Origin of the sequence: Pseudomonas sp. NPDC089396 (assembly GCF_044749545.1) — a bacterium.
In the GTDB taxonomy this organism is placed as follows: Bacteria; Pseudomonadota; Gammaproteobacteria; order Pseudomonadales; family Pseudomonadaceae; genus Aquipseudomonas.
In genome coordinates, this window is the sequence record NZ_JBIVIC010000009.1 from 160,426 (window position 1) to 172,107 (window position 11,682).

11 protein-coding genes are annotated in these 11,682 nt (G+C 59.9%); 8 read left to right on the top strand and 3 right to left on the bottom strand.

Annotated features, from left to right (window positions below; all coding sequences use genetic code 11):
* Positions 1-74 precede the first annotated feature (74 nt).
* From ACIPZB_RS18470 to ACIPZB_RS18480, 3 genes are all read left to right on the top strand, one after another.
* Positions 75-1,049 carry a TauD/TfdA family dioxygenase gene (locus tag ACIPZB_RS18470; RefSeq protein ID WP_400641989.1) on the top strand — a complete coding sequence of 325 codons (975 nt, stop codon included), beginning with the start codon at positions 75-77 and terminating at the stop codon, positions 1,047-1,049.
* 313 nt (positions 1,050-1,362) lie between these two features.
* Complete coding sequence (locus tag ACIPZB_RS18475; RefSeq protein WP_400641990.1) at positions 1,363-1,926, top strand: hypothetical protein; 564 nt, start codon at positions 1,363-1,365, stop codon at positions 1,924-1,926.
* A gap of 141 nt (positions 1,927-2,067) precedes the next feature.
* Positions 2,068-3,291: an MFS transporter gene (locus ACIPZB_RS18480; RefSeq protein WP_400641991.1), complete on the top strand. Its 1,224-nt coding sequence runs from the start codon at positions 2,068-2,070 to the stop codon at positions 3,289-3,291.
* Positions 3,292-3,344: 53 nt separating this feature from the next.
* Here ACIPZB_RS18480 and ACIPZB_RS18485 read toward each other — a convergent pair whose 3' ends face one another.
* The gene (locus tag ACIPZB_RS18485) at positions 3,345-4,574 is read right to left on the bottom strand and encodes an acyl-CoA dehydrogenase (protein WP_400641992.1); all 1,230 of its coding nucleotides are present in this window, start codon (positions 4,572-4,574) and stop codon (positions 3,345-3,347) included.
* Between the two features lie 138 nt (positions 4,575-4,712).
* On the opposite strand from ACIPZB_RS18485, the gene ACIPZB_RS18490 reads away from it, so the two are divergent.
* Together ACIPZB_RS18490 and ACIPZB_RS18495 are read left to right on the top strand one after the other, a co-directional pair.
* The gene (locus tag ACIPZB_RS18490; protein WP_400641993.1) at positions 4,713-5,645 is read left to right on the top strand and encodes a LysR family transcriptional regulator; all 933 of its coding nucleotides are present in this window, start codon (positions 4,713-4,715) and stop codon (positions 5,643-5,645) included.
* A 143-nt stretch (positions 5,646-5,788) separates the two neighbouring features.
* Positions 5,789-6,943, top strand: coding sequence for a cysteine desulfurase family protein (locus ACIPZB_RS18495; protein ID WP_400641994.1), 1,155 nt, complete (start codon positions 5,789-5,791; stop codon positions 6,941-6,943).
* A gap of 144 nt (positions 6,944-7,087) precedes the next feature.
* On the opposite strand, the gene nfsB is transcribed toward ACIPZB_RS18495, so the two are convergent.
* Positions 7,088-7,741 (bottom strand): oxygen-insensitive NAD(P)H nitroreductase, encoded by a 654-nt coding sequence (nfsB, locus tag ACIPZB_RS18500; protein ID WP_400641995.1) that lies wholly within the window; start codon positions 7,739-7,741, stop codon positions 7,088-7,090.
* A gap of 106 nt (positions 7,742-7,847) precedes the next feature.
* Here nfsB and ACIPZB_RS18505 point away from each other — a divergent pair, with 106 nt between their 5' ends.
* Genes ACIPZB_RS18505 through ACIPZB_RS18515 form a run of 3 tightly spaced genes read left to right on the top strand, consistent with a single transcriptional unit; the run spans position 7,848 to position 10,271 of the window.
* The gene (locus tag ACIPZB_RS18505) at positions 7,848-8,747 is read left to right on the top strand and encodes a LysR family transcriptional regulator (protein WP_400641996.1); all 900 of its coding nucleotides are present in this window, start codon (positions 7,848-7,850) and stop codon (positions 8,745-8,747) included.
* 58 nt (positions 8,748-8,805) lie between these two features.
* Positions 8,806-9,636 (top strand): AraC family ligand binding domain-containing protein, encoded by an 831-nt coding sequence (locus ACIPZB_RS18510; protein ID WP_400641997.1) that lies wholly within the window; start codon positions 8,806-8,808, stop codon positions 9,634-9,636.
* Between the two features lie 50 nt (positions 9,637-9,686).
* Positions 9,687-10,271, top strand: a complete 585-nt coding sequence (locus tag ACIPZB_RS18515; RefSeq protein WP_008099299.1) for a LysE family translocator — start codon at positions 9,687-9,689, stop codon at positions 10,269-10,271.
* A 124-nt stretch (positions 10,272-10,395) separates the two neighbouring features.
* Here ACIPZB_RS18515 and ACIPZB_RS18520 read toward each other — a convergent pair whose 3' ends face one another.
* Entirely contained in the window at positions 10,396-11,595 is a 1,200-nt protein-coding gene (locus ACIPZB_RS18520) for a sugar transporter (RefSeq protein ID WP_400641998.1), read from the bottom strand.
* Positions 11,596-11,682: the final 87 nt, after the last annotated feature.

Below are 11,682 nucleotides of genomic sequence, written 5' to 3' on the forward strand. Positions count from 1 at the left end.
CAGGGCACATGCCGACGACCACAACCACAACCACAACCACAACCACAACCACAAATATAATGGAGCAGTGCACTATGACAACCACAGTAAAGCGACTCATCCTTACGAACAATGAAAAACAACAAATTCGCGGTCTGCTGAATGAAATCATCAAAGAGCCTGAAATGGCAAATCAATACAGCTTTATGGAAAAGGCAGTCCTGTACGCCCAAGAATTACCACGAAGCATTCGCAAAGAGTTTTATGATTTCAAACGCAGGGAGGAATTTTCGGCTCTTCTGATTTCCAGCAATCCAGTCCTTGCTGATGGTGCAGGGCCAACCCCATCCAGGCATATTGAGTTAGACGATGATTACCGTTTAAACGACGCAAACATTTTGCACGGCCTTTATGGATCGTTACTTGGCGAGGGAATTGGATTTACTTCACAGCGCGGCGGCAGCCTTTATAACAATATTGTTCCGTTTCCTGGGTATAGCGAAACCGCCAACTCTAGCGCTGGCTCTGTTCTCGACTTTGGATTTCACGTAGAGGATGCTTTTCACCCTGCTCGCCCCGAGTACTTAGGTCTCGCGTGCATGCGCAACGATGAACGCGCAGCAACAATTATTTCAAGCATAGATGGTATTAATCTTAGCACTGAAGAAATACAAGTGCTATTTGAAGCAAGATTCAAAATTCCTCACAACCCGATCCACAGCACTTCTGACATTATAGAAGAAAACGCCCAAACGATTTTATTCGGTCATAGCGACGCGCCATACGTCAAAATTAATGCTGCGACGCTGAACATTGAAGAATATCATGGCATCGAACGTCAAGCGCTGGAAAAACTCCTTTACCATTTTTCAGAAAATCGCATAGCGCTAGTACTGGAACCAGCGGACTGTGTCTTCATCGATAACTACCGGTGTGTGCATGCGCGAGACTCTTTCAAGGCTAACTACGGCGACAACGCTCGCTGGCTATCTCGGGTGGTATTCGCATCGAGTCTAAGAAAGTCTCGCGCAATGCGAAACTCGGTAGGTACTCGCGCCATCAATGCATAAGGCGGACTTCTATGGCTACCCACAAAGCCCCATGTACAATCGCTCCAACTTTTTGGCGAGGTGATGAAACTGCATTTGATGGCGCCCAACTGTTCAACACCAAACGTCCCATTGTGGTATTAGATTCGGGCGTAGGTGGTTTGACGGTAGCAAGACAACTGGAAAGGCTAATTCCAGACGCGAGCATCCTATATGTGGTAGATAACGATTGGTTCCCTTACGGCAGCAAACCTGGGGCTGCGATCGCTCAAAGAATCCAGCAGTTGCTTGATCAGCTTTGTGCGCAGGTGAGCCCGCTAGCATTAGTTGTGGCGTGCAATACAGCCTCGATAGCGATCATAGAGCAGGGCCTCGACCATCTTATACGGAGTTGTTTCTTGGTCACCCCCCCATAAAGGATGCCCTTGAAGCCTCCAATAAAAAAAATATCGTTTTGCTTGCAACTCCCGGCACAGTTGAAAGCAACCATATCAGCCAAGAAATAGCCTTTGCTAGACTGCGAGGGCAAATATGGCCAATAGCGACCCAGTCGTTGGTAACACTATGTGAAAGTAGATTAGCAGGTCAGACAGCGAGTTTCGCTCGATTCGCTGAGCTTATCGATAACCATCTATCAACACAACAACGATTATCTATCGATACAGTTATTCTAGGCTGCACTCATTTTCCCCACCTGATCAATGACTTGAGAAAAATATTTCCATCTGTTGAAAACTGGATTGACCCTGCAAAAAAAGTCGCGCTGCAGATATCATCTGTAGCGAAAACAGAAATCATCCCCACCAACCTACCGCTGAGAGCCGTCACGTTTACCAGCAAACAAGGTGCAATCAACTATCAACAGATATTTTGGAAACATGGCTTTGGCTCAATATAGCGAATACGCCACGAGCATGGATTTACAACCAAGACAACCAACCCACTACTTAAATCTAACAACCCTCACCAAAAGTAACAATTAAGCCCAATTAACAACATAACGGACAATGGCATTCCTCAGGAAAAGGAGATCAGGCACATGAATATTCTCAAGAACCAGTATCGATGGGTGATCTTAGCTGCAGCCACTTTCGCGCAAGCGTGCGCTTGCTTCTTCGTTCAGGGCTTTGGATCAATCGCATTAAATGTAAAGTCCGAGATGAACCTCACCAACTGGCAAATAGGCACACTGATTTCGGCTGCCCAATTAATCCCACTTGCCGGGCTCTTGATTGCTGGCGAGTTGCTGGACAGGTACAGTGAGCGATTTGTTGTAGGTATTGGAACACTGTTCGTGGGGGCCTCATTATGCGGCGCTGCGCTGGCCAACTCCTACACTGAGTTGCTTATAGCGCTTATCATTTTAGGCTTTGGATACAGCACTGCCCAACCCGGGGGAAGCAAGTCCGTATCCAATTGGTTCAAAGGGAGCCAGCTAGGTTTTGCGATGGGCATTCGACAAGCCGGATTGCCACTGGGCGGCGCCATGGCAACCCTACTACTTCCATTTATTGCCATCCGGTACTCGGTTCAAGCAGCCTTCCTGGCGGGCGGGCTAATAGCATTGCTCGGTGCTCTTCTGTTCATGCTGCTCTACAAAACGCCAGAAACACAACAAAGCACCGCAAAAAAGCCAATCAACCTGAAGCTGGCGATTAAATCACGACTGTCGATGGCATCGCATCCTTCCATGAGAAGGATCATGATGTCTGGCTTTAGCCTTACCGCCTCCCAGTACGCCATCTCAGTGTTCTTGGTTTTGTACCTTCACACTTCACTTGGCCTTGAAAGCTCTATTGCGGCAATGATGTTCTTCGTAGTATTAGGAGCAGGCATAGCTGGAAGAATTATCCTGGCGGCCTGGAGCGACCGTTGCAAGTCAGGAAGATACTACCCTGTGATGACTTGCCTGGGCGCAGTAACAGCCATACTGATACTTCTCCCTTTTTTGAACACTCAGAACCTGGCAATCCTAAGTGCATTCATGGCTTTGACTGGCTTCTTTGCCTATGGGTGGTACGGCCCTTGGGTAGCGTATATCGCAGAAACCGCTCCCGCTAATCGCAAGGGCTTCGCGCTGGGAATGGCCATGACAGCCAATCAGGTATCCGTAGTATTGATACCTCCGATGATTGGTCTATCGCGAGATAGCCTCGGCACCTATGCCTATGGCTGGGGAGCGCTGGCGATTGCTTCTGCCATTGTGCTGTTTACTACCAGCACCTCCAAATACCGCGGAAGTGTTGCTCAGAAGGATTATTAAACAGGTAACGCGGGACAAGCATTGCGCCCGTCCCGCAAAACCATCAGCAGCAACTACCGCCCGCTACGCAACATCTCCGCCGGCACATACTTGCCGATCTCATACTTGCCAATCGCCGCCCGATGCACTTCATCCGGCCCATCGGCCAACCGCAAGGTACGCTGCATCGCATACATATAAGCCAACGGGAAGTCCCCGCTCACCCCTGCCCCGCCATGCATCTGAATCGCCCGGTCGATCACCTTCAACGCCACGTTCGGCGCCACCACCTTGATCTGCGCGATCTCGCTGCGCGCCACCTTGTTGCCGACCGTGTCCATCATGTACGCCGCCTTAAGGGTCAGCAGACGCGCCATGTCGATCTCCATGCGCGAGTCGGCGATCTTGTCGACGTTGCCACCCAGCCGCGCCAGTGGGCGGCCGAAGGCCGTGCGCGCGACCGAACGCTTGCACATCAGCTCCAGCGCCCGTTCGGCCATGCCAACCGAACGCATGCAGTGGTGGATGCGGCCTGGCCCCAGGCGACCCTGGGCAATCTCGAAGCCGCGGCCTTCACCGAGGATCACGTTCTCGTAAGGCACTCGCACGTTCTCGAACAGCACTTCGGCGTGGCCGTGAGGCGCGTCGTCGTAGCCGAACACCGGCAGCGGCCGGACGATCTTCACGCCCGGTGCATCGGTCGGCACCAGCACCATCGAGTGCTGCTGGTGGCGCGGGCCATCCGGATTGGACAAGCCCATGAAGATCATCACCTTGCAGCGCGGGTCACAGGCGCCAGAGGTCCACCACTTGCGGCCATTGATCACCCACTCGTCACCGTCGCGCACGGCGGTGGCGGCCATGTTGGTGGCGTCCGACGAGGCCACGTCCGGTTCGGTCATGGCGAATGCCGAGCGGATCTCGCCACGCAGCAACGGCTCCAGCCACTGGCGCTTCTGCGCCTCGCTGCCATAGCGCACCAGCACCTCCATGTTGCCGGTGTCCGGCGCCGAGCAGTTGAACGGCTCCGGCCCCAGCAGCGAGCGGCCCATGATCTCGGCCAGCGGTGCATATTCCAGGTTGCTCAGGCCGGCGCCGTATTCTGACTCGGGCAGGAACAGGTTCCACAGGCCTTCGGCGCGGGCCTTGGCCTTGATTTCTTCCATGATCGCGGTGGGCTGCCAGCGGTCACCCTCGGCGACCTGGCGCTCGAACACGGGTTCTGCGGGATAGACATAGGCATCCATGAACGCGGTCACGCGCTCGCGCAGTGCCTGGACCTTGGGCGTATAGGCGAAATCCATCGGGGCTACCTTCACGGTTCGAAGTACATGGACAGAGCCTAGAGCAGCCGCCCTCAATCCACCTAGTCTATTTTCTACGTGTATAAACATTCATAACCGATATATGATCGGCCAATAATTCCAACAAAGAGCGGCGCCATGAACCTCAGCAAGGTCGACCTCAACCTGTTCATCGTTTTCGACGCGATCTACACCGAAGCCAACCTGACCCGCGCCGGACAAATCGTCGGTATCACCCAGCCTGCGGTGTCCAACGCGCTCTCGCGGCTGCGCGAAACCTTCAATGACCCGCTGTTCGTGCGCACCGCCCAGGGCATGGTGCCCACGCCCATGGCGCAGAACATCATCGGCCCGGTGCGCAATGCCCTGGCGCTGCTGCGCACCTCGGTGCAGGAAAGCCGCATCTTCAACCCGCAGCAGGCCAACAAGACCTTCCGCATCAGCATGACCGACCTCACCGAGGCGGTGATTCTGCCGCCGCTGTTCCAGCGCCTGCGCCGCCTGGCCCCCTCGGTGCTGATCGAAAGCTTCCCGTGCAAGCGCCGCGAAACCACCAAGGAGCTGGCCGCCGGGCGCCTGGACTTCGCCGTCGATGCGCCGCTGAACACCGACCCACAGGTGCGCCACGTCAAGCTCATGCAGGACCGCTACGTCTGCGCCCTGCGCCCGGGCCACCCGCTGGCCGACGCCAAGCTCACCCTCGATGCCTACCTGGGCATGACCCACATCCATATCTCCAGCCGCCGCAACGGCCTGGGCTACGTCGACCTGGCCCTGGGCAAGATGGGCGTGCAGCGCAAGGTTGCCTTGCGCTCGCAGCACTACCTGATGGCTTCCCAGGTGCTGCAACAGACCGACATGGCGATGACCGTGCCGGAACGCTTCGCCCGCCGCCATCAACTGCGTTACCAGCCGCTGCCGGTGGACGTGCCGGCACTGGAAACGCACCTGTACTGGCATGAAAGCACCGACCAGGACCCGGCCAACCGCTGGATGCGCGAGCAGATCATCGAGTTGTGCGAGCGCGTGGTGGCTGAAGAAGAACGGGGCATTAGCGCCAGCCTGAAATAATTTCTACATCGAAGATGATATGGAGAAAAATTTCCCTCATTCTCCCTTTTCTGCCGAACAAAAGACAAATTCGTTTTGCCCCGGGCGGGTACGCTTGCTGCAAGGATCGCCGATTCCACGGCGACAGCTACGGACCCGCCCTAATGCCAAGCGCCCCGCTCTATTTCGACTACGCCGCCACCACCCCGGTCGACGACCGGGTCATCGAATCCATGCTCACCTGTCTTGGGCAACAAGTGAATTTCGGCAACCCCGCGTCCAGTGGCCACGCCTATGGCCAGGCGGCGCGTGAAACGGTGGAATTTGCCCGCCAACAAGTGGCCGAGCGCGTCGGCGCCAGTGCCGATGAACTGGTGTGGACATCGGGCGCCACCGAATCCAACAACCTCGCACTCAAAGGCATCGCCCAGGGCATCGGCCAGCCGGGCCACCTGATCACCAGCCAGCTGGAACACAAGGCCGTGCTCGATACCGTCAATGAACTGGAACGCCAAGGCTGGGCCGTCACCCGCCTGGCACCGGACGCCGCGGGCCTGATCCAGCCCTATGCGGTACAGGCGGCATTGCGTGCCGACACCCGCCTGGTGTCGTTGATGGCGGTGAACAACGAACTGGGTACCGTCACCGACTTTGCCACCATCGGCGAACGGGTGCGTGCCCATGGCGCCTTGTTGCATGTGGATGCTGCCCAGGCCGTGGGCAAACTGGCCATCGAGCTGCGCAACACGGCGGTCGACCTGATGTCGTTCTCGGCGCACAAGGTGTATGGACCCAAGGGCATCGGTGCGTTGTACGTCGGCCCCCGCGCACGTGAGCTGATGCGTGCGCAGATGCACGGGGGTGGACATGAGCGTGGATTGCGCTCGGGCACCTTGCCGACCCATCAGATCGTCGGCATGGGCAGCGCCTTCGCCCTCGCCGGCCAGCCCGGTGACAGCGAGCACCAGCGGTTGGAGCAGTTGGCCAAACGGCTGCGCGACGGGCTGCTGGCGCTGCCTGGGGTCAGCCTCAATGGCTGCCCGCAGCAGCGTATTCCCCATACCCTCAACCTGTGCATCGAGGCGCCGGGGTTCAACAGTGCGGCGTTGGCCAGTGAGCTGGCGTTGTCGACCACCTCGGCGTGCAATTCGGCGAGCAATGCGGCGTCACATGTGCTGTTGGCACTGGGGCTGGATGAACAGCGGGCGCGCAAGAGCGTGCGCATCAGCATCGGGCGGTTTACCAGCGAGGCGCAGGTGGACAAGGCGATCGAGGTGTTTGCGCGGGTGGTTGCGGCGGGGGCGGTTGCACTGTGGTGAAACGCCGCCGAGGGGATGTGTTGGCATGACCGGGCCTATCGCCGGCAAGCCGGCTCCCACAGGTGCTGCACTGCCCTTGAGAGCTGTGCAGTACCTGTGGGAGCCGGCTTGCCGGCGATAGGGCCAGCAGCCCCAACAACTGAATTACAGGAAGGTAAACACCTTCGCAGCCGGCAATCGCGACTTGTTCAGCCCGGCATTGAAATCCGCCTCGCTGCGGTAGCCCAGGCTCAACACCACCACGCTGGTGTATCCCTGCTCACGCAGCCCAAGCTCGGCATCCATGATCTTGCTGTCGAAACCTTCGATCGGTGTAGCGTCCAGGCCATGGGCGGCAGCGCCGAGCAGCGCGGTGCCCAGGGCCAGGTAGGTCTGCTTCTCCATCCAGTGCTGCAGGTCTTTCTGGTCGAAGCGATGCAGGTTCACATAGTGGCGACGGCTCTGGTTCTGCCCGGCGCGGGCCTGCTCGTCACGAAAACGACCGTCGGCCGCTTCCTGGTCGAGCACCGTGTCCAGGTGCGCCTCGGTCATTTCAGTGCGGGTGCAGAACACGATGACGTGGGACGCATCGAGAATCTTCGGCGTGTTGTAGGCATAACCGTCGGCCGTGCTCTTGGCCAGGCGGGCCTTGCCCTCGGCGCTGTCGGCAACGATGAAATGCCAAGGCTGCGAGTTGACCGAGGACGGACTGTGGCGCAACTGCTCAAGCAAGGCATCGATTGTGGCCTGAGGGATCTTGCGGGCGGCATCGTAGGCCTTGGTGGTGTAGCGGCGTTTGGCCAGGGAGACGGTGTCCATGCGGGTAACTCCAATAAAGGGAAGAGGATTTGTGCCGCATAGTATCTTTCCTGCAAATAAGAAAAACCGGCAGAATGCAGGAACACTTTCACCCCTGGAGTGAAAAATGCTCCGCATCACCGACCTCGAACTGTTCGTGCGCAGCAGCGCGCTGGGCAGCTTCACTGCTGCGGCCCACGAGGCCGACCTGTTGCCCGGGCAGGTCGCCGCCGCGATCAAACGCCTTGAACGCGACCTCGACGTGCGCCTGTTCGCCCGCACTACCCGCAGCCTGCGCCTCACTGCCGAAGGTGAGCTGTACCTGCCCACCGCCCTCAACGTGCTGGAGAGCCTGCGCCAAGGGCGCGACAACCTGCACGGTGCGCACAGCACCCTACGCGGCGTGCTGCAGGTGTCGGCCCCTTCCGACCTCGGGCGCAATATCCTCCTGCCGTGGTTGAGTGATTTTCGCCGCGAGCACCCCGACCTGAGCCTGCGCTTCTTCCTCTCCGACCAGGTTGCCGACCTGTTCCGCGACCCGGTGGACGTGGCCATCCGTTATGGCCTCAACGAAGAGGCCAACTACATCGCCCTGCCCTTGGCACCGTGGAACCGCCGCGTGCTGGTGGCCTCGCCGGATTACCTGGCGCGTCATGGCCGCCCGCAACAGCTGGACGACCTGCAGCAGCATGCCTGCCTGCTGTACCTGCAGCTGGGGCGGATCTATGACAAATGGCGGCTGGGCAACCGCACGGTGCAGGTCAGTGGCCCGCTGTTCAGCGACGACGCCGATGTGGTGCGGCGCTGGGCCCTGCTCGGCGAAGGCATCGCCTACAAGTCGTGGCTGGATGTCAGCGCCAATGTGGCCGCGGGCGAACTGGAGGTACTGCTTGCCGAACACCCCGGCGAGCTCACGCCGGTGACCTTGGTTTGCCCGCATCGCAAGCAACTGTCGCCCGCCGTCTCGCAACTGCACCTGTGGCTGCGCGAGCGCTTCACCGCCCTGCAGCCTGCACAAATGTTCTAAACCGTCCGCGCCGTCTACGGTAATGTGAACTGCCCTGTACAACTGCAGCCCCGCCGTCATGAGCAACTGGATCGACCTCAAGCAAGACGCCGTCACCGGCATCGAGTCGGTTCGCGCGCATTTCGTCGGCCATGCCTACGACCCGCACTGGCATGACAGCTTCCTGGTCGGTTTCACCGAACAAGGCGTGCAGCAGTTCGATTGCCGCCGGGTGCGCCACCGCAGCACGCCGGGGCACGTATTCCTGCTCGAACCCGGTGATATCCACGACGGCCACGCGCCGACCGAAGAAGGCTTTACCTACTCGACCCTGTACCTGCAGCCGCTGTGGCTTGAGGCCGAACTGCGCGCGCTGTTCGAGCAGGCGCCGAGCGACAGCCTGCCGAGCATCGCCGACCCGTTGTGCCATGACCTGCGCCTGGCCGGCGCTACCGCCCGCGCCTTCCAGGCCGTGCATGGCGAGGAGCTGCGCATCGTTCGGCAAACGGCCACCGATGACCTCATCAGTTGCCTGACCCGCCACCTGCACTGGCGCAAGCGCCTCAACCCCGACCCGCGTCTGCCGCTGACCGCGCAGCGGGCCCGGGACTACCTGCATGCCCACCTGGACCAGGACATCAGCCTCGATGACCTCGCGCTGGCCTGCGGCGTCGACCGTTTTCGCCTGACCCGGGCGTTCAAGGCGGCGTTCGGCCTGGCCCCGCACGCCTACCTGATCCAGCTGCGCCTGGCCCGTGCCCGGCACCTGCTTGCCCAAGGCCAGACGCCCAGCGAAGTGGCCATGGCCCTGGGCTTTGCCGATCAGAGCCACCTGGGGCGCTGGTTCCGTCGCGCTTACCAGCTGACCCCGGCGGATTACCGTCGCCGCTGCTCAAACCTTCCAGACTGACCCGCGGCAATGGCCGAGCATGGGGCTCTGATTACCCGGAGCCTTTCACCATGTCGCATTCGTTGTTGCCGTTCATCCTCTTCGCCCTGGTCGCCAGCATCAGCCCCGGGCCGACCAATTTGCTGATACTCGCCCATGGTGCACGCCGGGGGCTGCGCGCCAGCGTGGCGCCGATCCTGGCCGGCTGTGGCGCGGCGGCGGCGGTCGTGCTGCTGGTTGGGCTGGGGCTCGGCGAACTGCTGATGCGCCATCCGCTGGCCCAGCAACTGATGAGCTGGGCCGGGGTGTTGTGGTTGAGCTGGCTGGCGTGGCGCATTCTGCGCAGCGCGGGGCAACCGCTGGACGTCAGCGCAGACAAGCCCTTCAGTGCTTTTAGCGCCGCTTCCCTGCAAGTGGTGAACCCGAAGGTATGGATGATGGCCGTGGCGGTGATTGGCGTGTTCGCCGCGCCCATGCTGCCGGTCTGGCAGTTGGCGCTGGTGTTTCTGCTGATTGCGCTGCCGTGCATGACGGCCTGGGCATTGCTGGGGGTGGGCAGTGCGCGCTGGTTGCAGGCACCGGAGCGGTTGCTGTGGTTCAACCGGGGGTTGGCGGGGATGTTGCTGGTGTCGGCCTGGGCTGCGTTGCTGGGCTGATGGTGTTGGTGGCTGTACCGGCCCTATCGCCGGCAAGCCGGCGCCTACAGGGACCGCACAGCATTCAAGAACTGTGGTGGACCTGTGGGAGCCAGCTTGCCGGCGATAGGGCCGTCAAGGTCAATCAGTTGCCAAGCGCCACACGAAAGCGCCGGGTACTGGCCACTGCCAGCAGCAACCCGACTACCGCCACACTGCCCCCGACCAGGCCAATATGGGCCACATCCATCTGGCTGCTGACGATACTCCCCAGCAACGCCCCGCCACCAATGCCAATGTTGTAGATCCCGGAGAACAACGCCATGGCCACATCCGTGGCATCGGACGCAAGCTTCAGGGTCTTGGACTGCAACGACAGGCTGAAGCTCAGGATCGCGATCCCCCAGAACATGCTCAGCACGGCGAACGCATAGAAGTTGCCCGACAGCGGCAACATCAACAGCAGGCAAGCCGCCAGCAACCCGATCGAGCCCACCAGAAAGCCATGGGGAAAGCGCTCGCTGTAGCGGCTGAACAACAGCGAGCCGAACACCCCGGCGCCCCCGAACAGCAACAGCACCAGCGTGGTGCGCTCGCCGCCGATCTGCGCCACGTGCAAAGCGAACGGCTCGATGTAGCTGTAGGCGGTGAATTGCGCAGTGATCACCAAGGTCACCAGCAGGTAGGTAATCACCAGGGCCGGGCGCTTGAACAGGATCGGCAGGCTACGCAGCGAACCGGAATTCTGGCTCGGCAGCAGCGGCAGCGATTTGATCAGACAGAGCATGGTAGCCAGGGCCACGCCGGCAATGCTCAGGAACGTCACCCGCCAGCCCAGCGCCTCGCCCACCACCCGGCCCAGCGGGATCCCCAGCACCATCGCCAGGGTCGTGCCCGTCGCCAGCAGGCCCAGTGCCTTGGCCTGCTGGCCTGGCGGTGCCACGCGCACCGCCAGCGAAGCGGTGATGGCCCAGAACACCGCATGCGCCAGGGCGATGCCGATACGGCTCAGCAGCAGCATGGCGAAGCTCTGCGCCAGCCACGACAACAGGTGGCTGAGGATGAACACCAGGAACACGAACAACAGCAAGCGCCGCCGCTCGACGTTACGCGTGAGCAGCATCATCGGCAACGAGGCCAGCGCCACCACCCAGGCATAGATGGTCAGCATCAGGCCGACCTGCGCGGTGCTCATCTCGAAACTGCCGCCGATGTCGCTGAGCAGTGCCACCGGCACGAACTCGGTGGTATTGAAGATGAAGGCGGCCAGGGCCAGCGCGATCACGCTCAGCCAGCTGCCGCCACCTTCGGTCGCTGGCAAATCCTTGGGTAGGGGTCCGTTCATGTGTGGAATTCATTTCTCCGCAGACAAGGCGAAAAGACGCGCATCAGGGGGCCAAGTATCGGCCGCGCTGAAGCACGGTTTGGTTAT